The organism is Bradyrhizobium sp. (assembly GCF_030654605.1).
In the GTDB taxonomy this organism is placed as follows: domain Bacteria; phylum Pseudomonadota; class Alphaproteobacteria; order Rhizobiales; family Xanthobacteraceae; genus Bradyrhizobium.
In genome coordinates this window covers 15,619-36,647 of the sequence record NZ_JAURXB010000178.1, presented here as the reverse complement: position 1 = coordinate 36,647, position 21,029 = coordinate 15,619, and the positions used below count along the sequence as shown (strand labels likewise).

Annotated in this window: 17 protein-coding genes; 13 read left to right on the top strand and 4 right to left on the bottom strand. The window is 64.9% G+C overall.

All coding sequences use genetic code 11. The annotated features are described in order from the left end of the window. Positions 1 to 165 precede the first annotated feature (165 nt). A complete protein-coding gene (locus Q7U29_RS16475; RefSeq protein ID WP_304743238.1) occupies positions 166 to 735 on the bottom strand; it encodes a glycosyl transferase in 570 nt (189 codons plus the stop codon). Positions 736 to 925: 190 nt separating this feature from the next. On the opposite strand from Q7U29_RS16475, the gene Q7U29_RS16470 reads away from it, so the two are divergent. The 3 genes from Q7U29_RS16470 to Q7U29_RS16460 all read left to right on the top strand — a co-directional run bounded on the left by Q7U29_RS16470 (position 926) and on the right by Q7U29_RS16460 (position 4,835). Further along, entirely contained in the window at positions 926 to 2,089 is a 1,164-nt protein-coding gene (locus Q7U29_RS16470; RefSeq protein WP_304743236.1) for a PA0069 family radical SAM protein, read from the top strand. 224 nt (positions 2,090 to 2,313) lie between these two features. Continuing rightward, positions 2,314 to 3,057, top strand: a complete 744-nt coding sequence (locus Q7U29_RS16465) for a ribonuclease HII (protein ID WP_304743234.1) — start codon at positions 2,314 to 2,316, stop codon at positions 3,055 to 3,057. A 269-nt stretch (positions 3,058 to 3,326) separates the two neighbouring features. Next, positions 3,327 to 4,835, top strand: a complete 1,509-nt coding sequence (locus tag Q7U29_RS16460) for a glycosyltransferase family 39 protein (protein ID WP_304743232.1) — start codon at positions 3,327 to 3,329, stop codon at positions 4,833 to 4,835. A gap of 137 nt (positions 4,836 to 4,972) precedes the next feature. Here Q7U29_RS16460 and Q7U29_RS16455 read toward each other — a convergent pair whose 3' ends face one another. Then, entirely contained in the window at positions 4,973 to 7,435 is a 2,463-nt protein-coding gene (locus Q7U29_RS16455) for an autotransporter-associated beta strand repeat-containing protein (RefSeq protein ID WP_304743230.1), read from the bottom strand. Between the two features lie 131 nt (positions 7,436 to 7,566). Then, entirely contained in the window at positions 7,567 to 8,400 is an 834-nt protein-coding gene (locus tag Q7U29_RS16450; protein WP_304743255.1) for a uracil-DNA glycosylase family protein, read from the bottom strand. A 137-nt stretch (positions 8,401 to 8,537) separates the two neighbouring features. On the opposite strand from Q7U29_RS16450, the gene Q7U29_RS16445 reads away from it, so the two are divergent. The 3 genes from Q7U29_RS16445 (at position 8,538) to Q7U29_RS16435 (ending at position 13,186) form a co-directional block, all read left to right on the top strand. Further along, entirely contained in the window at positions 8,538 to 10,196 is a 1,659-nt protein-coding gene (locus tag Q7U29_RS16445; protein WP_304743229.1) for an electron transfer flavoprotein-ubiquinone oxidoreductase, read from the top strand. A gap of 251 nt (positions 10,197 to 10,447) precedes the next feature. Beyond that, complete coding sequence (locus tag Q7U29_RS16440; protein WP_304743227.1) at positions 10,448 to 12,238, top strand: tetratricopeptide repeat protein; 1,791 nt, start codon at positions 10,448 to 10,450, stop codon at positions 12,236 to 12,238. 63 nt (positions 12,239 to 12,301) lie between these two features. After that, the gene (locus Q7U29_RS16435; RefSeq protein WP_304743225.1) at positions 12,302 to 13,186 is read left to right on the top strand and encodes a 4-(cytidine 5'-diphospho)-2-C-methyl-D-erythritol kinase; all 885 of its coding nucleotides are present in this window, start codon (positions 12,302 to 12,304) and stop codon (positions 13,184 to 13,186) included. 183 nt (positions 13,187 to 13,369) lie between these two features. On the opposite strand, the gene Q7U29_RS16430 is transcribed toward Q7U29_RS16435, so the two are convergent. After that, the gene (locus Q7U29_RS16430) at positions 13,370 to 14,380 is read right to left on the bottom strand and encodes a polyprenyl synthetase family protein (protein WP_304743223.1); all 1,011 of its coding nucleotides are present in this window, start codon (positions 14,378 to 14,380) and stop codon (positions 13,370 to 13,372) included. Positions 14,381 to 14,538: 158 nt separating this feature from the next. On the opposite strand from Q7U29_RS16430, the gene Q7U29_RS16425 reads away from it, so the two are divergent. From Q7U29_RS16425 to glyS, 7 genes are all read left to right on the top strand, one after another. Next, positions 14,539 to 14,766: a DUF2007 domain-containing protein gene (locus tag Q7U29_RS16425; protein WP_304743221.1), complete on the top strand. Its 228-nt coding sequence runs from the start codon at positions 14,539 to 14,541 to the stop codon at positions 14,764 to 14,766. Continuing rightward, entirely contained in the window at positions 14,759 to 15,562 is an 804-nt protein-coding gene (locus tag Q7U29_RS16420; protein WP_304743219.1) for a tRNA1(Val) (adenine(37)-N6)-methyltransferase, read from the top strand. The genes Q7U29_RS16425 and Q7U29_RS16420 overlap by 8 nt, the downstream gene beginning before the upstream one ends. Before the next feature lie 242 nt (positions 15,563 to 15,804). Further along, positions 15,805 to 16,716, top strand: a complete 912-nt coding sequence (locus Q7U29_RS16415; protein ID WP_304743217.1) for a S49 family peptidase — start codon at positions 15,805 to 15,807, stop codon at positions 16,714 to 16,716. A 108-nt stretch (positions 16,717 to 16,824) separates the two neighbouring features. Further along, entirely contained in the window at positions 16,825 to 17,016 is a 192-nt protein-coding gene (locus Q7U29_RS16410; RefSeq protein WP_304743253.1) for a hypothetical protein, read from the top strand. Positions 17,017 to 17,441: 425 nt separating this feature from the next. Next, the gene (locus Q7U29_RS16405) at positions 17,442 to 18,374 is read left to right on the top strand and encodes a glycine--tRNA ligase subunit alpha (RefSeq protein WP_304743215.1); all 933 of its coding nucleotides are present in this window, start codon (positions 17,442 to 17,444) and stop codon (positions 18,372 to 18,374) included. 76 nt (positions 18,375 to 18,450) lie between these two features. Beyond that, entirely contained in the window at positions 18,451 to 18,885 is a 435-nt protein-coding gene (locus Q7U29_RS16400) for an endonuclease domain-containing protein (RefSeq protein WP_304743213.1), read from the top strand. Position 18,886: 1 nt separating this feature from the next. Continuing rightward, on the top strand, positions 18,887 to 21,010 hold the full coding sequence (gene glyS, locus Q7U29_RS16395) for a glycine--tRNA ligase subunit beta (protein WP_304743212.1): 2,124 nt from the start codon (positions 18,887 to 18,889) through the stop codon (positions 21,008 to 21,010). Positions 21,011 to 21,029: the final 19 nt, after the last annotated feature.

Sequence of the window (21,029 nt, the reverse complement as noted above, 5' to 3'; positions counted from 1 at the left end):
AAGTAGTTTGAGGGCCGCCTCCCGCTTTCGTCATGGCCGGGCTTGTCCCGGCCATCCACGTCTTCCTTGTTGAAGTGAAGCCAGGACGTGGATGCCCGGGACAAGCCCGGGCATGACGAGCCTCATGGGCAGCTAGCGACTCGCCGATCCCACACGGCTTGACGCCTATGCCACCATGATCCGGCTGCGCAGCAGGGTGCGCGAGGAGCGGCCGAGCTGGCGCAGCAGCCTGGCCTCGGAGCGGCGCGCGTCCGGGGCGTAGCCGCCGAGCCGGTCGTAGTGATCGCGCGCGATCAGCAATCCCTGTTCCGCCGACGGTCCCGCGATCATCCGGGCGATGAATTTGAGCCCGTCGCGCAGGCCGGCGTCGGTATAGGGCGAGCGGGCATACCGAAAAATCCCGGCGCGGGGACGGCCGCTGCTGGAGACGCCCTGGACGAACTGGGTGGTTTCCTCGATCCAGCCGGAGTCCAGCACCGCGCCGGCGTGCAGGAACATCAGCCACGGTGAGCGCGCCTGCCGGGCGCCGGCCGCCAGCGCCGCGGCGTGCGATCCCTGAAAGGCGAGGTACCGGCAGCCCGCGACATCGGCGACGCGCTCGATCACCCCGTTGCCGGCGCGGTCGACCAGCAGCACCTCGCGCACCACCCCGGCCGCGGCGCCCGGCACCAGGGCTGCAAGCGTGGCGACAGCCGGTTGTTCGACGCCGTTGGTGGGAATGATGACGCTCAGCATGGACGTCTCTGCGATGCCTCGATGAGGGGAACGCCGCACTGTTATCACCTTGTCACACTCAAATCAGCCAGCCTGTTGCAGCATTTTGCGGCAGGCGCCGATCGCGCCGCGTGTATGTGAAATCGCTTTGGCTGTGGATGGCTGAATTTAATGTTCTTGCTTTGTTCTGTGCGACTGCTATGTTCTCGACATGAGCCGAGCATCCTCACATGCCCTCAAGCACCCGCCGGTCACGGCGCCCTCCGAGCCGGCGGGTGTACCTTCTCCTTTTCCCGAACTCGCGGTCGCGATCGAGCGCGAGCGGCGGCGTGGCCGCGGCGCGCAATCCAACTCTTCCGGCCGCTTCGAGGCCGAGGCACGGGTCGCCTTCGACGACGGCTGGCAGAGCCTCGACGATTTGCCGCCGTTCAAGACCACCGTCGCGCTCGACACCGCGCGAAAGGTCATCACCCGCAACGACTCGCCCGATATCGGCTTCGACCGCTCCATCAACCCCTACCGGGGCTGCGAACATGGCTGCGTCTACTGCTTCGCCCGGCCGACCCATGCCTATCTCGGACTGTCGCCCGGACTCGACTTCGAGTCGAAACTATACGCCAAGCCCGACGCGCCGCAGCTGCTGGAAAAGGAACTGGCGGCGCAGGACTACGAACCGCGCATGATCGCGATCGGCACCAACACCGATCCCTATCAGCCGATCGAGCGCGAGCGGAAGATCATGCGCGGCATTCTCGAGGTGCTGGAACGAACCGGCCATCCGGTCGGCATCGTCACCAAATCGGCGCTGGTGACCCGCGACATCGATATTCTGGCGCGGATGGCGAAACGCAATCTCGCCAAGGTGGCGCTCTCCGTCACCACGCTCGATCCGAAACTGGCGCGCACCATGGAGCCGCGGGCCTCGACGCCGGCCAAGCGGCTGGAGGCGCTGCGGCAATTGTCGGAGGCGGGCATTCCGACCACCGTGATGGTGGCGCCCGTGATCCCCGCGCTGAACGATTCCGAGATCGAGCGCATTCTCGATGCCGCCTTCCATGCGGGCGCCCGGGAAGCGAGCTATGTGCTGCTGCGGCTGCCGCTCGAGGTGCGCGATCTGTTTCGCGAATGGCTGATGGCGAATTATCCCGACCGCTATCGCCACGTCTTCACCCTGATCCGCGACATGCGCGGCGGGCGCGACTATGATTCGCAGTGGGAAACCCGGATGAAGGGCACCGGCCCGATGGCCTGGATGATCGGCCGCCGCTTCGAGATCGCCTGCGAAAAGCTCGGGCTCAACAAGCGGCGAGCCAAACTGACCACGGATCATTTCGCCCGGCCGAAACGCAGCGGGCAGCAGTTGAGTTTGTTTTAGGGTTTGCTCCTCCATCACCGTCGTCCCGGCGAACGCCGGGACCCATACCGCGTTGTCCCCTCGATCGTAGTGAATGGCTGACGACTTCGGCTACGACGAACGCTGGTGGTTATGGGTCCCGGCGTTCGCCGGGACGACGAGAGAGTTGAGATGCTTCCCTGAATAGCGGGAATTGCGCCGGGTTCCCGGTTGCGCCCCCGGGCGCGCTTGCGCAGGATCCCGGCATGATTCGCGACAAATCCGGAAAAGACAAACCGAAGCCGCCGAAAGGCGTGATTGCGGTGGCACCGCCGAGCTTTCGCCGCGAGCGCGCGCTGATCAAGCGCGGCGTCTGGCCGGTGGCCGGCTGCGACGAGGCCGGGCGCGGGCCGCTGGCCGGCCCGGTGGGGGCGGCTGCCGTGATTCTCGATCCCAAACGTATCCCAAAAGGCATGGATGATTCGAAGCGGCTGACCGCCGAGCGTCGCGAGGAGCTGTTCGAGGAAATCTGTGCGACCTCGTCGTTCGCGGTGGCCTTCGCGTCTCCGGCGCGGATCGATCGCGACAATATCCTGCGTGCCTCGCTGTGGGCGCTGATGCGCGCGGTGCAGGCGCTGCCGGAAGCGCCGCGGCATGTGTTCGTCGACGGCCGCGACAAGCTCAATGTCGCCTGCGACTGCGACGCCGTGATCGGCGGCGACGGGCTGGTGCTGTCGATCGCGGCGGCGTCGATCATCGCCAAGGTGACGCGCGACCGACTGATGTGTGCGCTGGCCCAGGATTGTCCGGGCTACGGCTTCGAGCAGCACAAGGGCTACGGTGTGCCGGAGCATCTGAAGGCGCTGAGCCGGCTCGGACCGAGCGTCCATCACCGCCGTTTCTTCGCTCCCGTGGTGGCCGCGCGGGAAAAACATCACCCGTCAGCCGTCGAACCCGACCTTCTGAGCGGCGAAATGCCGGTCAGCGCCGAGGTGGCGGTCGCAGTATAGACCTCGAATCGGACAATCGGGGTTGCTGCCCATGCTTCGAGACGCGGCCAAGAGGCCGCTCCTCAGCATGAGGTTAACTTGCTGAAACACAACAACCTCATGCTGAGGTGCGTGCGGCGCGAGCGTCTCGAAGCATGGGCTGCAAGCGACTCGCCGATTTGACATGATCGGTACGAGCGCCAGTTGCCTCGGCGGCTGACGCGCTCTATCAAACGTTCGGGATCGAATGGGCCGGCGGATCGGGCCGGGGCGGGCATTTCGGACGTTTCATGCGTTTCACCTCCCTGATTATCGAACTGATCCGCGCCCGGCCGCGGCTGATCGTCTTGCTGGTGGTGCTGGCGCAGGCCGCGATATGGCTGATCCTGCCGCTGCTGCTCTATCGAAGCCCGCCCGACGACCTCGCCACGGTGCTGGCGTTCGGCCGCGAGTATCGCGTCGGCACCGATCTCGGGCCGCCGCTGGCGTTCTGGCTGGCCGATATCGCGTTCCGCGCCGCCGGCAACCACATGTTCGGCGTCTACCTGCTGGCGCAGCTCTGCGCGATCACGACCTTCTGGACGCTGTTTCTGCTGGCGCGCGCCATTGTCGGCGGACAACAGGCGGTGCTCGCGGTGCTGCTGACGCTGACGGTCACGGCCTTCAGTTCGCCCGGCGTCGATTTCGGCCCGCTGGTGCTGGCGCGCCCGCTATGGGCGCTGCTGCTGCTGCATTCCTGGCAGTTGATCGGCCAGAACCGGCGCAATGCCTGGTTCGCCTGGTCGATCGAAGCCGGGCTGTTGCTGCTGACCACCTCCGCCGCGACAGGCCTGTTGCTCCTGATCGCGGGCTTTGCACTCGCGACAAGGCGCGGGCGGCGCATGCTGAAATCGTTCGATCCGTTGTTCGCGCTGCTCGTGATCGTCGTGCTGGTGCTGCCCTATATGATCTGGCTGATCCGCGCCGACATGCTGGCGTTGCCGTCATGGCCCGGTATCGCGGATCTCAAGGGCAGGGCGCTGCACTGGGCGACTTTGCTCGGCGGGCTGCTGCTGGCGGTTTTCGGAATCCCGCTGCTGGCGGCGTTCAACTCCGGCTGGTTTGCGCGCAACCCCGAGGAGGCGCCGATCATCTTTCGGCCGCCGGTCGATCCGCTGGCGCGGGATTTCGTCTATTTCTTCGCCATCGCGCCCGCGCTGGCCGGAAGCCTGATCGCGGGCCTGTTCGATCTCGACCGCGTCGTCGGCGGCGCCGGCGTCGCACTGCTGATGTCGGGACTGGCCGCGATCGTCGTGTACGGCGATCTGATCCAGCTGCGGCGGCAGCGCATGCTGCGCTCGGTCTGGGCGCTCATCGTCATCGCGCCCGCGGTGGCGACCATCGCGGTGACGCTGTTCCTGCCGTGGACCGGCAGCGCCGAGGTCTCGACTTCCATGCCCGGGCGCGCCATCGCGCATTTCTTCGCCGACAGTTTCGAGCGGCGCACCAATCAGCGGCTGCGGTCGGTGGCCGGCGACCCGCAACTGGCGAAGCTGATCTCGCTGGACAAGTCGCGTCCGCATCTGTTGCTCGACGCGGCGCCTCAGCGCACGCCGTGGCTGACGCCGGCAAAATTCAACGAAACCGGCGGCGTCGTGGTCTGGCGCGCCTCCGACACCTCAGGCACCCCGCCGCCCGAACTGGCGCAGCGGTTTCCCGGCCTGGTGCCGGAAGTGCCGCGCGCGTTCGAATGGCTGATCACCGGCCGCCAGCCGCTGCTGCGGATCGGCTGGGCCATCGTGCGGCCGAAGGGGTCGTAGCGCTCCAGCCAGTGTCCTCATGGTAAGGAGGCGCTCTCCCGGCAGCGCGCTTGCGCTGTCCGATTGCGCCGTCTCGACCCATGAGAGCCCGTATCTCCCATCCTTCGAGACGGACGCCCTTAATCACACCTGCGGCCTCAGTTGCTCACGAGCGTGAGCGTGACATCGTTGCCCGTGCCGCCGACGTAGCTGATGCTGAAGACGGGCTGGGATGCCTGATCAGGATTGAGGCCGCGGACCAGCGCCCCTTCGTTAAGGGTCACTTGAGCGGTCGTCGTCGTAGAGCCGTCGGTGCCGCTGAATTTCCCGATCACAGGATCGGCGCCGTCATTGTCGATGATGACGAAGGTGGTATTGAGCGCTGCGGCAAAGCCGGCGGCCGTGATGGGGACGAGGCGTCCGCCCACCGTGACGGATCCGGTGACGGCGGCCTGGTCCGCAGAGCTGGTGTCCACGGTGGCGAAGTAGTTGCCGCCGGTGCCGAATGTCAGCGCGCCGTTCATGGTGAGCGTGCCGACGGTGCGGAGCAGGGGACCTGGATCGAGCCGGGCCCCGTTGTCGATGGTCACCGCGCCCACAGTGCCCGTGCCCATGACGAAGGGTCCTGAGTTCGTCTCCACGCCTGGATCGGTGCCGCCGATGATGGGCGAACTGGTGTGCGTACTCAGGAAGATGGCGTAACCGTTCTGGACGAGCATCGGGTTGGTGAACGTGGTCGGCTGGAGAAACCGCGCGGCGCCGTTGATCAGGCGCAGACCCCCGGAGCCGGTGATCGAGGTGTCGATCTGCACCGCTTGTTCGGCGATGTTGTCGGAAGGGGCGAAGGAGGCCTGCAAGGCGCTGGTGGGCGACGTGGTCGTGATCGGACCGGTGAAGGTCACGAAGAACCCTCCGACCGTGGACAACGTGCCGCCGTTGAGCGTAATCGGTTCCGGGACGATGCCGCCCAGACCCGACGGGCTCGCGGCGCCAGCGGTGGCCACGATCTCGAGCGTGCCGGCGCCGTTGATGGTCGTTCCCGCGGCCGCAGTTCCCAGATTGCCGAACAGCCGCATCCGTCCTTCGTTGACCGTGATCGATCCCGTGAACTGTTGCGAGTCGAACAGGTCGAGCAGGATGCTGCCGCTCTTGATCAGGTTGCCGCCGCCGGGCTGCAAACTGATCCGGGTGGCGGTAACGCCGTTGCCATCCACCGTCACGGCTCTGTTGTTGGCGTTGATCCCGAGGGCGACCAGCAGCATGCCTGTGGCGTTGTTGTTGTTGTTCCGGATGAAGATCGCGTTGTCGGCAGTCACTCCGGCGACGGTATTGGTCCTGTTGACGGTGTTGTTCGGCGTAAAATCGTTCTGTGTGATGCCCGTTTTCAGCCGGAACGAGCCGCCGCCGATCGCGTAGCTGTTGCTGTTGATCGTGATTGTATCGATCACGGCGTTGGTCAGATCGTTCGTGGCATTGGGATGGTGCTCCAGGCCAGTCAGGTCGGGGAAAACGAGACGATCGCCCGCCGCCGGCTCCACCGGCCCGCCGCCGGTCCATGACGCGCTGTCCGACCAGAGGCTGGAGTTCGAAAGCTTCCAAGTCAGCGTGGCGGGCTGGGTGCGCGGGCGCAGCACCACATCGTTGCCCCCCACGCCACCGCGATAACTGATTTCCATCGCCACCGCATCAAACGACACCAGGCCGCCTTCGGGCAGTCCTGCGAAGGTACCCGACACGAAACCGGGGCTGGTCTTGGAAATGAGGATGATCTCGCGTTTCACGAAATCGGCGGCGCCGATCGGACGGGAGTAGTCCGTATCCAGCGTGATGCCATCGAGATTTGCCGCACCCGTGAGCACCAGCTGGTCCTGTCCGGTGAGTTGACCGCTCTGGTTGGCGCCGACATTGAACTTCAGCACCGAGGCACTGGTAGCCGTCAGGCCAGTGACCGTCATCGTGCCGAACGCGCTGTTTGAGTCACCCGGCGACATCGTGCCGCCCGCCAGCACGACGTTGGGCACGGTGCCAACGCCTTCGAGAACGCCAGCCTGCACCGTTGTCGTGCCTTGGTAGGTGCTGGCGCCATTCATGACGAGCGAGCCTCCGCCAGTCTTTACGATTTTGGAGGTGGTGCCGGGGCCTGAGATGACGGCGGAGGCGATTTTCGCCCCAGTGTTCACCGAGAACGTCGCCGTCCGCCCCAACAGCGAGATATTGGCCAGTCTGAGCTGCCCGGAGGATGAACTGAACACGACACCAGGGAAAATCTGGATCAGGCAACTCACCTCGTTGTTTCCCGCGCTGGTGATGCCCCCGCCCAGGTCCATCGTGTTGCCCTGGATCTTCCAACTGCCGCCGGCGAACGCGATTCCGTTCACGTCCGTGCCAGGCGCCAGGTCAAAATTCACCACAGAGACCGAGGGGCTGGAACTGGACGCGGGAAATTTTGCTGAATCTCCCTGGCGGAATTTCACGACGCCGTCCCAGTTGCGATTCTCGTTCCAGTTGCCGCCGGTGCCGTTGCTCCAGTCCTTCGCGGCGGCCATGGTGCTGGCGCCCGTCGCCAGCGCGGCAGCGGCGGCAAGCGCGAGGAGGATCTTGTGCTGGTTCGTCGCTTTCATAGTTGCACCTGAATCCCTTATCCCGGATTCTCCAGCCGGGATTTCACAGATGACTCCTGAACCATCAGGAATAGTCGGGGTTTTCCAGGTTCCATGCAACTCAAAAGTGCAGTTCGGACGGCTGTCACCCCTCAGGATGACTGCGGCTTGGCCTGCTCCAGCGCCTTCGCGATCGCGCGCAGATCCAGCCACGCCATCTTCTTGTAGGACGGTGAACGCAGCAGATAGGCCGGATGGAACGTCGCGAGCGCGCGGATCTTGCGCGTGCCGGTGTCGTAGTCGAACCAGCGTCCGCGGGTTTTCATGATGCCCTCGCGGGTCGACAGCAGGGTTTGCGTGGAGGGATTGCCGAGCGTCACCAGCACGTCCGGATTGACCAACTCGATCTGGCGCTGGATGAACGGCAGGCAGATTTGCGTTTCCTGCGGCGTCGGCGTGCGGTTGCCGGGCGGGCGCCAGGGAATCACATTGGCGATGTAGGCGCTGGAGCGGTCGAGCCCGATCGCCGCCATCATGCGGTCCAGCAATTTGCCGGAACGGCCGACGAAGGGCAGGCCCTCGAGGTCTTCCTCGCGGCCGGGCGCCTCGCCGACGAACATGATGCGCGCCGACGGGTTGCCGTCGGCGAACACCAGCCGCGTCGCGGTGGATTTCAGCGCGCAGCCGTCGAACGTCTCCATCAGCGCCCGCAAGGCTTCCAGCGACGGCGCGGTGCGCGCGGCTTCCCGCGCCGACCGGATCGCGGCCTCCGGCGCCGCCGGCTCGGCGCGCGGGGCGGGGGTCGTGGCGGCCGCGGCCGGCAGGGACCTGACCGCCGGCTGGGCCGGCGCCGCTTCGCGGGCGGCCGGCATCAGGTCGGGGTCGGACAGCCGGTTGACCGGCTCGTCCGACAGCGCGCAGTCGACCCCGGACTCCAGGTAAAAGGCGAGCAATTGCTGAACGGTAGGGGGGCTCTCGGGCGTCATGGCTGTTGTCTGCGACATCCGGGCTAATCTAGGCTGTCTCGTGCCGTTGCGAAACGCATTTCGGTGGTTGTTCTCCGCTCAAAAATCGGAAACAACGGGGGCGTTTAGAGGCGTTCTCAACCGGCCGGGACCAGATCATGAGCACCGAAGAATTACCGCCGCGCGAATCCATGGAATTCGACGTCGTGATCGTCGGCGCCGGGCCGTCCGGGCTGGCCGCCGCGATCCGGCTGAAGCAGCTCAACGCCGATCTCACCATCGTGGTGGTGGAGAAGGGTTCCGAGGTCGGCGCGCATATTCTGTCCGGCGCGGTGATCGATCCGGTGTCGCTCGACAAACTGGTTCCGGACTGGCGCGAGGATGCCGATTGTCCGCTGAAGACGCAGGTCAAGACCGACAAGTTCTTCTGGATGACCGCGGGCGCCGCGATCCCGCTGCCGGGCTTCGCAATGCCGCCGCTGATGAACAATCATCACTGCTATGTCGGCTCGCTCGGCATGGTGTGCCGCTGGCTGGCGCAGAAGGCCGAGGCGCTCGGCGTCGAGATCTATCCGGGCTTTGCCGCGGCGGAAGTTCTGTACGACGAAAAGGGCGCGGTGCGCGGCATCGCCACCGGCGACATGGGCGTCGGCAGGGACGGCAAGCCGAAGGATTCCTTCACCCGCGGCATGGAGCTGCTCGGCAAATACACGCTGTTCGCCGAGGGCGCCCGCGGCAGTCTGACAAAGCAGCTGATCGCGAAATTCGCGCTCGACGCCAAGAGCGAGCCGCCGAAATTCGGCATCGGCCTCAAGGAAGTCTGGCAGATCGATCCGGCCAAGCACCAGAAGGGCCTGATCCAGCATTCGTTCGGCTGGCCGCTCAACAATTCGACCGGCGGCGGCTCGTTCCTCTATCACTATGACGACAATCTGGTGGCGGTCGGCTTCGTCGTGCATCTCAATTACGACGATCCGTATCTGTCGCCGTTCGACGAATTCCAGCGCTTCAAGACCCATCCCGCGATCCGCACGCTGTTCGAAGGCGGCAAGCGGCTGGCCTACGGCGCGCGCGCCATCACCGAGGGCGGCTACCAGTCGGTGCCGCGCCTGACCTTCGCCGGCGGCGCGCTGGTCGGCTGCGCCGCGGGATTCGTCAATGTGCCGCGCATCAAGGGCGTGCACAATGCGATGGGCACGGGCATGCAGGCGGCCGAACACGTCGCGGCTGCGCTCGGCGCCGGCCGCAGCAATGACGAACTGGTCGAATACGAGAACAGCTGGCGCGATTCGGCTGTCGGCAAGGACCTGCACCGGGTCCGCAACGTCAAGCCGCTGTGGTCGAAGTTCGGCACCATCATCGGCGTCGCGCTCGGCGGCATCGACATGTGGTGCAACACGCTGGGCTTCTCGCTGTTCGGCACCCAGTCGCACGCCAAGCCCGACCGCAAGACGCTCGATCCGGCCAAGGCGCATGCGCCGATCCCGGGGCCGAAGCCGGACGGCAAGCTCACCTTCGACAGGCTTTCGTCAGTGTTCATGTCCAATACCAATCACGAGGAGGACCAGCCGGTTCACCTCAAGGTCGCCGACATGAACCTGCAGAAAACCTCCGAGCATGATGTCTATGCCGGCCCGTCCAACCGCTATTGCCCGGCCGGGGTCTATGAATGGGTCGAGGAGGCGTCGGGTCCCCGCTTCCAGATCAACGCCCAGAATTGCGTCCATTGCAAAACCTGCGACGTCAAGGATCCGAACGGCAACATCACCTGGGTTCCGCCGGAGGGTGGCGGCGGCCCGAATTACGAGGCGATGTGACCACGATTGCGTGAGTCGGCGGCCGGCCGCGCGGCCACCGGCCACGATACCGCCACACTGAAAGCGTTTTCAGGCCAAGCTAGCCATGAAGCCGGTCTGCAGGGCGATTACAGGGGCTTCCTGCCAATCGATTCGCCACCCCGTATCCTTGCGGTTCAACGCCAAACGCGGCATTGTCGCTTGCCTTGATGCCGCCGGCTGGGTTCGCATCCGAGACGATCCTTGAAATCCCTGGAGCTAGGCAAACCCTGATGTTTTCCAATCGTTTCAATCGCCGGATACTCGCTGCACTCGCCGTCACCGCGCTGGCCATGCTGGCGGCGCCCGGCTCGCTGTCGGCGCAGACGCCCGATCATCCCACCGGCACCGCGGCCCAGTTCCCGACCAAGAGCGACCTCAAGTCGCTGACCACCTCCGGCAGCTATCTGGCCGCCCGTCACGCCAGCGTGGAGCGCGACGCCTCCTCGGCCGCGGCGTTCTACCGCTCGGCGCTGCGCAGCGATCCCAAGAACAACGAGCTGCTGGATCGCGCCTTCATCTCTTCGCTGGCGGACGGCGATATCGACGAGGCCGTCAAGCTCGCCGACCGGATTCTGACGATCGACAAATCCAACCGCGTCGCCCGCCTCGTGGTCGGCGTGCGCGACCTGAAGCAGAAAAAATACGCCGCCGCGCAGCTCAACATCAATCAGTCGATCCGCGGACCGATCACCGACCTGGTGGCGACGCTGCTGTCGGGCTGGGCCAGCTACGGCGCCGGCGATACCAAGACGGCGGTCGCCAATATCGACAAGCTGAGCGGTCCGGAGTGGTATCCGATCTTCAAGGACCTGCATTCCGGCATGATCCTGGAACTCGCGGGCAAGGAAAAGGAAGCCGGCATCCGTCTGGAGCGCGCCTACAAGCTCGACGATTCCATGCTGCGGGTGGCGGACGCCTATGCGCGCTGGCTGTCGCGCGGCAAGGACCCGGCGGCGGCCACTGCGGTCTATGCGGCATTCGACAAGAAGCTGGCGCGGCATCCCCTGGTGCAGGAAGGCCTGCGCGACACCCGGGCCGGCAAGAAGCTGACGCCGCTGGTGGAGACGCCGCAGAGCGGCGCCGCCGAGGCGCTGTACGGTATCGGCGCCACGCTGACCCGCCGCGGCGGCGAGGACCTCGCGCTGGTCTATCTGCAGCTCTCGCTCTATCTCGCGCCCAATCATCCGCTGGCGCTGCTGTCGCTGGCCGATCTCTACGAGTCGGTGAAGAAGCCGCCGATGGCGATCAAGGTCTACGAGCGCATGCCGGCCGCCTCGCCGCTGAAGCGCAATGCGCAGATCCAGCTCGCCACCAACCTCGACGCCGCCGACCGCAGCGACGAGGCGATCAAGATCCTGAAGGCCGTCACCGCGGAAGATCCCAAGGATATCGAAGCCATCATGGCGCTCGGCAATATCGAGCGCGGCCGCAAGCGCTTTGCCGACTGCGCGCAGACCTACAGCAATGCCATCGATGTGATGCCGGCCAGCGCCGAGAAGGGCGCCTGGGTGACCTATTATTACCGCGGCATCTGCTTCGAGCGCTCCAAGCAGTGGAGCAAGGCGGAAACCGACATGCGCAAGGCGCTGGAGCTGCAACCCGAGCAGCCCCACGTGCTGAACTATCTCGGCTACTCGTGGATCGATCAGGGCATCAATCTCGACGAGGGCATGAAGATGATCAAGCGCGCCGTCGAGCAGCGCCCGGACGACGGCTATATCGTGGACTCGCTCGGCTGGGCCTATTACCGCATCGGAAATTACGAGGACGCGGTGAAGAACCTCGAGCGCGCGATCGACCTCAAGCCGGAAGATCCGACCATCAACGACCATCTCGGCGACGCCTATTGGCGCGTCGGCCGCACCCTGGAGGCCAAATTCCAGTGGGCCCACGCCCGCGACCTGAAGCCCGAGCCGGACGAACTGCCGAAGATCGAGGCCAAGATCGAAAACGGGCTGCCGGAAGACACCTCGTCGGCGGCCTCCGCGGACAAGAAAAAAGAAGACGGCAAGGGTGGTTAGAGCGCGGTTAGTGCGCGGTTGAGCACGGCTGATCGAAGGGCTGGGTCGGTTATGCCGGCGTTAATGCAAGAGTTGATTCAAGAGGGGCGTGCCAAGGTCAACCTGACCCTGCGGGTGGTCGGGCGGCGCGTCGATGGCTATCACGACCTCGAAAGCGTGGTGGCGTTCGCCGATTGCGCCGACAGCCTGAGCCTGACGCCGGGCGCCGGCCTCCATCTCGCGACGTCAGGGCCGCTGGCGCAGGCCTGCGGCGAGCCTGAAGACAATCTGGTGTTCAAGGCGGCGCAGCTGCTCTCCGAGCGCGTGCCGGGCCTCGTGCTCGGCGATTTCACCCTCGACAAAATGCTGCCGGTTGCCGCCGGTATCGGCGGCGGTTCGGCGGATGCCGCAGCCGCCCTGCGGCTCTTGGCGCAAGCCAACGGCCTTGCGCTCGACGATCCCCGCCTGATCGAGGTGGCGCGGCTGACCGGCGCCGACGTGCCGGTATGCCTCAACTCCAACGCCTGCGTCATGACCGGGGTCGGCGAAACCCTGATGCCGCTGAGCCTGCCGAAGATGCCCTGCGTGATGGTCAATCCGCGCGTTCCCGTCGCCACCGCCGATGTGTTCAAGGCGCTCGGCCTGCGCAACGGCCAGCTACTGGTCGGCGCCACCGACGTGCTGCGGACGCCGGGCTGGCCCGAGGACGGCGCGTCGCTCGAAGACTGGGTCGAAGCGCTCGCCGCCGTTTCCAACGATCTCGAAGAGCCGGCCATGCGCATTCAACCCGTGATCGGCGAAGTGCTCGCAGCACTCAGCGCCAGCAACGGCGCCTGGCTGGTGCGGATGTCGGGATCGGGCGCGACCTGCTTTGCGATCTACGAGAACACCGCCGACGCCAGGCGCGCGGCGCAGCAGATCCAGACCGACCATCCCGGCTGGTGGGTGCATGCGGGCATCCTGAGTTAGCTCGACCACGCCCGCTGCCATCCTTCGAGACGCCCGTCTTCGCTGCGCTTCGCCGGGCTCCTGAATGTGCGGCAATGAAAATTGCCTCATGGTGAGGAGCGCGTCTTCCGGACAGCGCTTGCGCTGTCCGCGCGCGTCTCGAACCATCCGGCACGCTGTCCGAGCTACCCTACGGCATGGTCGCTAATGCGACCTCGCCAAACAGAATGCCACCACCTGCTCCAGCGCGGTCTTCATCGGCGAGGCCGGGAACAGCGCCAGCGCATCGACCGCCATCGCGCCGTAATGCTGGGCGCGGTTGATGGTGTCTTCCAGCGCGCGATGCTTGGCCATCAGCCCGATGGCGTGATCGAGATCTCCCTCGGCGATTTCGCCGCGCTCCAGCGCCTTGACCCAGAACGCGCGCTCACTGTCGTTGCCGCGGCGGAACGCCAGCACCACCGGCAGCGTGATCTTGCCTTCGCGGAAATCGTCGCCGATGTTCTTGCCGAGCTTTGCGGCCTTGCCGCCGTAATCCAGTACGTCGTCCACCAGCTGGAAGGCGATGCCGAGATTCATGCCGACCGAGCGGCAGGCGGTCTGTTCCGCCTTCGGGCGGTTGGCGATCACGGGGCCGACCTCGCAGGCGGCGGCGAACAGCTCGGCGGTCTTGCCGCGGATCACGGCGAGATATTCGTCCTCGGTGGTGGCGGTATTCTTCGCCGCCGCCAGCTGCATCACTTCGCCTTCGGCAATGGTGGCCGCGGCCGATGACAGGATATCGAGCGCGCGCAGCGAGCCGACCTCGACCATCATCCGGAACGCCTGGCCGAGCAGGAAGTCGCCGACCAGCACGCTGGCCTCGTTGCCCCACAGCATGCGCGCGGACAATTTGCCGCGCCGGAGCTCGCTTTCGTCGACCACGTCGTCATGCAGCAGCGTGGCGGTATGCATGAACTCGACCGCGGCGGCGAGCTTGATATGGCCGTCGCCGGAATAGCCGGTGAGGTTGGCCATCGCCAGCGTCAGCATCGGGCGCAGCCGTTTGCCGCCCGAGGAAATCAGGTGGTTGGCGACCTCCGGGATCATGGTCACTTCCGAGCCGGTCCGCGACAGGATCGTCGCGTTGACCCGCTCCATGTCGGCGGCGACGAGCCCGACCAGCTCATCTATCGTCGCGTTCGATGGGCTCTCGAAGGGTACAATAACCGCCACGCTGGTCTCCACATTTGCCCAATTCGGACTACCTTTGAGCTATAACAATAGAAACTGCTGTCGTATGCGGCAAGGGCCGCTGGAGTGCAGGTAAAGGCCAGGTAGCGGTTGACACGCCCCCGGCCACCCTGCAGCGGATCGGCAAAGGAGCGCCACAATTGCGGGAACTGGTTCGGACCAACGATATCGTGCTGGTTTCGGCGGTCGGCGCGCTGCTCGACGGCGCCCGTATCCACCATCTGGTGCTGGACCAGAACATGAGCGTGCTCGAAGGCTCGATCGGCATGCTGCCGCGCCGCATTCTGGTCCACGAGGACGATCACCGCGAGGCGCGGCAGATCCTCAGCGATGCCGGCCTCGCCCACGAGCTGCGGGCCGATGACTGATTCCGCCAAGACCTTGACCGAGACTGCCTTGACCGGGAAAGCCTTGCCGCAAGACGTCACCGAGGATGCCTTTCTCGGCGGACAATTGCGGCTGCGTCAGCCGCGATCCGGCCACCGCGCCGGCCATGACGCCATGCTGCTGGCTGCGGCGACGCCGGCTCGCCCTGGTCATCGCGTGGTTGAATTCGGCGCCGGCGTCGGTGCCGCGGGGCTCGCGGTTGCCAGCCGCGTGGCCGGCATAAAACTCGTGCTGGTCGAGATCGATGCCGGTCTCGCGGGGCTGGCACGGGAAAATGCCGCCGCCAATGCGATCGCGGCCGAGACCATCGTGCTGGATGTGGCGTCCACCGCCGCGGCGTTTGCCGGCGTCGGGCTTGGACCCGACAGCGTCGACGTCGTATTGACGAATCCGCCGTTCAACGATGCCTTCAGGCACCGCGCCTCGCCGGACAAGGCACTGGCCCATGTGGCGGATGCCTCGACGCTGGAAAGCTGGATCCATGCGGCACGGCGGATCCTGAAGTCCGGCGGTGTGCTGAGTTTGATCTGGCGCGCCGACGCAATTGCGGAGGTGCTGGCGGCGCTGGATCGCGGCTTCGGGAGTCTCGCGATCCTGCCGGTTCACGGCGACGCCGCAAGACCTGCGATTCGTGTGGTGGTTCGCGCGGTCAAGGGCGGCAAGGCGCCGACGCAAATCCTGGCCGGCCTGATGCTCAATGATGAATCAGCGGTGCCCGATAAGGGGGTACAGGCTATCCTGACGGGGAAGGGGGTACTGCCGTTGGCAATACCCTGATAGTGCGGTCTCGGTTGCTCAAGCTTTGAGCACTACTGCGGAAGCGTTTCCGAGCGTTGATCCGGCGCCGAAGTAAAGTGAATCGCCGTCAAAAGTGCGCCAATCAGCATCACCAGCAGATAGATCTTCATGTCTTTCTCCACTGCACCGTTGCAGCCTGATAACCAGCACAAAGCCAACGGCGTTCCAGCCCCTGCAATGACATCGGCATGATAAAATATGGTTAACTTTGAGGTAAACGCATGACCGAACCAACGGAAACACGCGGCGGTATCGCTGTTGTGATCGACCGGCTGATGCAACTGGTTCCGGCGCGTCTGCGGCGAGGGGCGGCCGTCGTGCCGGTGGTGCGGCTGTCCGGTGTGATCGGCGCGGTGACACCGCTGCGGCCGGGCATGTCGCTGGCCGGCGTTGCCAGGACGCTGGAGCGCGCCTTTGCCATGAAGCATGCCAAGGCGGTGGCGCTGGTGATCAATTCGCCCGGCGGATCGCCGGTGCAATCACGACAGATTTACCTGCGGATCCGGCAACTCGCAGCGGAAAAGAAATTGCTGGTGCTGGTGTTCGTCGAGGATGTGGCGGCGTCCGGCGGCTACATGATCGCCTGCGCGGGTGACGAGATTTTTTGCGATCCTTCATCGATCCTGGGCTCGATCGGCGTGGTCGGCGGCACCTTCGGCTTTCAGGAGCTGATCAGAAAGATCGGCGTCGAGCGGCGGCTGTATACGGCCGGCGCCCACAAGGCGATGCTCGATCCGTTCCTGCCGGAAAACCCCGATGACGTCGCGCGGGTGAAGGCCTTGCAGCGCGAGATCCACGCTATCTTCATCGCGCTGGTCAAAGAGAGCCGTGGCAGCCGCCTGAAGGGCGCCGACGACGTGCTGTTCTCGGGCGAATACTGGGCCGGCGAAAGCTCGGTTTCGCTCGGCCTCGCCGACGCCATCGGCGACCTGCGCTCGACGCTGCGCGCCCGCTACGGCGACAAGGTGCTGACGCCGGTGGTGGCGCCCCCCGGCGGAATGTTGTCCGGCCTGCTGGGCCGCAAATCGGCCGGCGCCGGAGCCCTGGCGTCGCTGGAAGGTGTCGGCGGGCTGCCGGACGAACTGATTTCCGCGCTGGAGACAAGGGCAATTTGGGCCAAATTTGGGTTCTGAAGACGGAATGCCCCGCGCCATTTGGCCCCGGACAATGCGATTGCGGCCGGGGCCTGCTTGCGCGAGACTGTCGTCAGGGGCTGACTAATGAACGACGAGGATCGACCGATGCCACCGCTGATCGCATTTGCTGGCGCCCTGGGTAGTCTGGCCGTGGTCCGCTGGGCGTACCGTACCGCCAAGCGGGTCAACCGGGAATTGGAAGAGGCGCGGCTGGCACGGGTCGCCGAGACCGTCAGTGTCAACGACATTCCGACGCTGCGGCGGGATCCCGCCACCGGCGCCTACCGGCCGGGGTGATGTAGCCAAAGACCCTCGTGTCCCGGACGCGGTGCAGCGTGCAACGCTGCTCCGCAAAGCCGGGACCCATGATGTCGGTGGGGATGTGTGGACCCCGGATCAGCAGCGCATCGCTGCGCGCTGCGCAGCATCCGGGGAACGCCGCTGTAGCGTGGCTACCCCCCAAAAAACACTTGCGCCGGCCTCGGGTGGGGCACCACCCTTGAGGACCGGCGAGCAAGCCTGGAGGACAGTTCGTTGTAACGGACGCTTCAGGGCCTTGCGTTCACGATCCCATCGAGATCGATCACGAACTCCGGCGCGCCATTGCTCGGAAGGCTAATCGTTTGGCCGCCCCGGGGTTCCCGGGATTGCCTTGATTCCCCGCTTCCCCGCCGATACGGTCCGCGCTCTTCTCAGACCCCCTCGCGAGACCGATTCTGACGATGGACGCCATTCCCGCCCACATGCGCCCGGAACGCTCGTTCCAGGGCTTTATTCTGGCTCTGCAGCGGTTCTGGGCCGATCAGGGCTGCGTGATCCTGCAGCCCTATGACATGGAAATGGGCGCCGGCACCTTCCATCCGGCCACCACGCTGCGCGCGCTGGGGCCGCGGCCGTGGAAGGCCGCTTATGTGCAGCCCTCGCGCCGGCCGAAGGACGGCCGCTACGGTGAAAATCCCAACCGGCTGCAGCACTATTACCAGTTCCAGGTGATCATCAAGCCGTCGCCGCCGGACCTGCAGGAGCTCTATCTGAAGTCGCTCGCCGCGATCGGCATCGACTCCGCGCTGCACGACATCCGCTTTGTCGAGGACGACTGGGAAAGCCCGACGCTGGGCGCCTGGGGGCTCGGCTGGGAATGCTGGTGCGACGGCATGGAAGTCAGCCAGTTCACTTATTTCCAGCAGGTCGCCGGCGTCGAATGTTCGCCGGTCGCCGGCGAACTGACTTACGGGCTGGAGCGCCTTGCGATGTATGTGCAGGGCGTCGACCGCGTCTACGATCTCAATTTCAATGGCCGCGAGGGCGCCGAAAAAGTGACCTACGGCGATGTCTTCCTGCAGGCCGAGCAGGAATATTCGCGGCACAATTTTGAACACTCCGACGCCGACATGCTGTTCAGGCAATTTTCCATGGCCGAGGAAGCCTGCAGGAAATATCTCGACGCCGGATGGAAAGACGGCAAGCGCGAAGCGCACCAGATGGCGCTTCCGGCCTTCGACCAGTGCATCAAGGCCAGCCACGCCTTCAACCTGCTCGACGCCCGCGGCGTGATCTCGGTGACCGAGCGCCAGAGCTACATCATGCGCGTGCGCGAACTGGCCAAAGCCTGCGGCGAAGCCTGGGTGCATACCGAAGCGGGCAGGGCGGCGTGATTTTTACCCTCCCCTGGAGGGGGAGGGTCGCTCGCCCATGCATGGGCGAGCGGGGTGGGGTGAAAGTGGTAGCGATATGGCAAGGAAGCCAATCAGCGACTTCAAGCGCAAAACAGCAAACCGGCTGCGCGCAAACACAACGACCGCCGAGCAAATTCTCTGGCGGCATTTGCGAAGACTGGAAGTGAAGGGAAGTCATTTCAGGAGGCAGGTGGTCATCGGACCCTACATTGCCGATTTCGCCTGTCCCGCGGAACGGCTCATCGTCGAGGTCGATGGATCGCAGCACGGAGATGATGAGGGGCTTCGCCGCGACGATATCAGGACGCGCTGGCTGCAATCGGAAGGCTATCGAGTGATACGATTTTGGAACAACGATGTGATGAGCAGGACCGACGCTGTGCTTGAGACCATCCACGACCTCATCACTGTCACCCCACCCCGCCTACCCCAGACGATGCAAGGCATCGTCGGGGTAGGCGACCCTCCCCCTCAAGGGGAGGGTAAGTAAGATGCCCGATCTTCTCCTGGAACTGTTCTCCGAAGAAATTCCCGCGCGCATGCAGGCGAAGGCGGCTGACGATCTGCGCCGGATGGTGACCGACAAGCTCGTCGCCGAGGGCCTGGTCTATGAGGGTGCAAAAGCGTTCGCGACGCCGCGGCGGCTGACGTTGACGGTGCACGGCATTCCCGCGCGCCAATCGGATTTGAAGGAAGAGCGCAAGGGCCCGCGCGTCGGCGGCCCCGACGCGGCGGTGCAGGGCTTCCTGAAAGCCACCGGGCTGAAGTCGCTCGACGAAGCCAAGATCCAGCACGACCCCAAGAAGGGCGATTTCTACATCGCGCTGATCGAAAAGCCCGGCCGCGCCACGCTGGACGTGCTCGCCGATATCCTGCCGGTGATCATCCGCACTTTCCCGTGGCCGAAGCAGATGCGCTGGGGCGAACGCTCCGGCAGGCCCGGCGCGCTGAGCTGGGTGCGGCCGCTGCATGCCATCGTCGCGACCTTCGGGCTCGAAACCGAAACACCCGAAGTGGTGAAATTCGCCATCGACGGCATCGAGGCCGGCCAGACCACCTTTGGTCATCGCTTCATGGCTCCGGCCGCGATCCCGGTGCGCCGTTTCGAGGATTACGAGGCGAAACTGCTGGATGCGAAAGTGGTGCTCGACCCGCAGCGCCGCAAGGACGCCATCCTCACCGACGCCAAAACCCTGGCGCAGGCCCAGAACTTCGAGCTGGTCGAGGACCAGGTGCTGCTCGACGAGGTTTCCGGACTGGTCGAATGGCCGGTCGTGCTGATGGGCTCGTTCGATCCGGAATTCTTGTCGATCCCGGGCGAAGTGATCCGCGCCACGATCCGCAATAACCAGAAGTGTTTTGTGGTGAGCGATCCCAAAACCGGAAAACTCACCAACAAGTTCATCCTCACCGCCAACATCGAGGCCAGCGACGGCGGCAAGGCCATCATCGCCGGCAACGAGCGCGTGATCCGCGCGCGGCTGAGCGACGCGAAGTTTTTCTATGAGACCGATCTGAAGACAAAGCTGGAAGACCGGCTGCCGAAATTCGAGAACATCGTGTTTCACGAAAAGCTCGGCACCCAGGGCGAGCGCATCAAGCGGATCGAGCGGCTGGCGGCAGAGATCGCACCGCTGGTTGGGGCCGATGTCGAGAAAGCCAAGCGCGCGGCGCGCCTCTGCAAGGCGGACTTGCTGACCGAGGTGGTGGGCGAATTCCCCGAGTTGCAAGGCTTGATGGGCAAGTATTACGCGCTGGCGCAGGGCGAAGATGCTTCCGTCGCCGCCGCGAGCGAGGAACATTATAAGCCGCAGGGGCCGACTGATCGCGTGCCCACCGAAGCGGTGAGTGTCGTAGTAGCGCTGGCGGACAAGCTCGACACGTTGGTTGGGTTCTGGGCGATCGATGAGAAGCCGACGGGAAGCAAAGATCCGTATGCGTTGCGCAGGGCGGCGCTTGGGACCATCAGATTGATCGTCGAAAACAGCATCCGTGTTCGCTTGATCCCGGTGACCGATAATCACATATCGGGGTTCGGTAACGCCAAGGGATTGAAGGACTGGAATGGTCGGCAAGTCGAACAGAAATGCATCGACCTTCTCTCCTTCTTTGCCGATCGTCTCAAGGGCCAGTTGCGCGAGCAAGGCGCGCGGCACGATCTTGTCGATGCCGTGTTTGCGCTCGAGGGGCAAGACGATCTGCTGATGGTGGTTCGCCGCGTCGAAGCCCTCGGCAAATTCCTCGATACCGATGACGGCAAGAACCTGCTCGCCGGCACCAAGCGCGCGGCGAACATCCTGCGCATCGAGGAGAAGAAGGACGGCAAGGCCTATGACGGCGAGCCGGATGCCGCGCTCTATTCGCTCGACGAGGAAAAGACGTTGGCGAAAGCGATCGATCAGGTGACGGCGGAAGCCAGCGACGCGGTGGCAAAAGAAGATTTCGCCGCGGCGATGAGTGCGATGGCTAAACTGCGTCCGGCGGTGGATGCGTTCTTTGACAAGGTCAAGGTCAACGACGACGACGCCAAGGTGCGCGAGAACCGCCTGAAGCTGCTGAACGAAATCCGCGCCGCCACGCGGGCGGTGGCGGATTTTTCCAGGATACAGGATTAGCTCGTGCCCCGGACGCAGC

Excerpts from the sequence above, each read along its gene's own strand:
- Q7U29_RS16445 (WP_304743229.1), top strand. The coding sequence starts at position 8,538 with ATGAGCACCGAAGAATTACCGCCGCGCGAATCCATGGAATTCGACGTC.
- Q7U29_RS16440 (WP_304743227.1), top strand. The coding sequence starts at position 10,448 with ATGTTTTCCAATCGTTTCAATCGCCGGATACTCGCTGCACTCGCCGTC.
- Q7U29_RS16475 (WP_304743238.1), bottom strand. The coding sequence starts at position 735 with ATGCTGAGCGTCATCATTCCCACCAACGGCGTCGAACAACCGGCTGTC.
- Q7U29_RS16455 (WP_304743230.1), bottom strand. The coding sequence starts at position 7,435 with ATGAAAGCGACGAACCAGCACAAGATCCTCCTCGCGCTTGCCGCCGCT.
- Q7U29_RS16420 (WP_304743219.1), top strand. The coding sequence starts at position 14,759 with ATGACTGATTCCGCCAAGACCTTGACCGAGACTGCCTTGACCGGGAAA.
- Q7U29_RS16405 (WP_304743215.1), top strand. The coding sequence starts at position 17,442 with ATGGACGCCATTCCCGCCCACATGCGCCCGGAACGCTCGTTCCAGGGC.
- Q7U29_RS16415 (WP_304743217.1), top strand. The coding sequence starts at position 15,805 with ATGACCGAACCAACGGAAACACGCGGCGGTATCGCTGTTGTGATCGAC.
- Q7U29_RS16460 (WP_304743232.1), top strand. The coding sequence starts at position 3,327 with ATGCGTTTCACCTCCCTGATTATCGAACTGATCCGCGCCCGGCCGCGG.
- Q7U29_RS16400 (WP_304743213.1), top strand. The coding sequence starts at position 18,451 with ATGGCAAGGAAGCCAATCAGCGACTTCAAGCGCAAAACAGCAAACCGG.
- Q7U29_RS16435 (WP_304743225.1), top strand. The coding sequence starts at position 12,302 with ATGCAAGAGTTGATTCAAGAGGGGCGTGCCAAGGTCAACCTGACCCTG.
- Q7U29_RS16410 (WP_304743253.1), top strand. The coding sequence starts at position 16,825 with ATGCCACCGCTGATCGCATTTGCTGGCGCCCTGGGTAGTCTGGCCGTG.
- glyS (WP_304743212.1), top strand. The coding sequence starts at position 18,887 with ATGCCCGATCTTCTCCTGGAACTGTTCTCCGAAGAAATTCCCGCGCGC.
- Q7U29_RS16465 (WP_304743234.1), top strand. The coding sequence starts at position 2,314 with ATGATTCGCGACAAATCCGGAAAAGACAAACCGAAGCCGCCGAAAGGC.
- Q7U29_RS16450 (WP_304743255.1), bottom strand. The coding sequence starts at position 8,400 with ATGACGCCCGAGAGCCCCCCTACCGTTCAGCAATTGCTCGCCTTTTAC.
- Q7U29_RS16470 (WP_304743236.1), top strand. The coding sequence starts at position 926 with ATGAGCCGAGCATCCTCACATGCCCTCAAGCACCCGCCGGTCACGGCG.